This is a genomic window from Vibrio sp. 378 (assembly GCF_033339435.1).
Genome location: NZ_JAWOUO010000721.1, coordinates 1 through 627, shown reverse-complemented (window position 1 = coordinate 627; position 627 = coordinate 1). Strand labels below are relative to the sequence as shown.

The 627-nt window shown below is 50.7% G+C and carries 1 protein-coding gene; it reads right to left on the bottom strand.

Annotated features, from left to right (window positions below):
* A partial coding sequence (locus R7Q48_RS28485) for an SLC13 family permease (protein ID WP_318133687.1) occupies positions 1-627 on the bottom strand: 627 nt, incomplete at both ends.

Here is a 627-nt window from a genome sequence, read left to right as displayed (position 1 = left end):
TAAGCTAATGAGTTTGGTGGGGTGGAGACAGGTAAAATCATGCCCAGTGAAGCCGAGAATGCGACCACAACCAGTAAGCCTTGTAAGCCACCGACAGCGGCCAAACTCGGCATGGAAACCCCGATAGCTGCGGCAATTGGCATCAACAAGTTCGCGGTCGCGGTGTTCGACATAAAATTGGCCATCAACCAACACACGATGGAGAGTGCAACCACCACCGCAAATGGAGACAGTGCCTCATAATCAATTGCGTGGGCGAGCGCTTCTGCCAAGCCCGTTTTATCGAGTGCAATGCCAATCGCAATACCACCGGCAACCAACCACAATACGTCCCAGTTGATCAGTTTGAGCTCTTCTTTGCCCATGATGCCCGTTAAGGTAAAGACTGCCAGAGGAATAATCGCGACGACGTACGTATTCATGCCATGAGCTTTGGTGGCCATCCACAAGACGATGGTGAGGGCGAAGGTCACGTAAACCACCATTGCGCGCCAGCTCTTTTTGAAAGTGCCATCCAACTTGAGTTTCATTTCTGGCTCGCTTGATGGGAACAGCTTTTGCAGTAAGAACCAAGCGATGGTCAATTGCACTAAGACAAAAGGTAAGCCCATCATCATCCATGAGAGG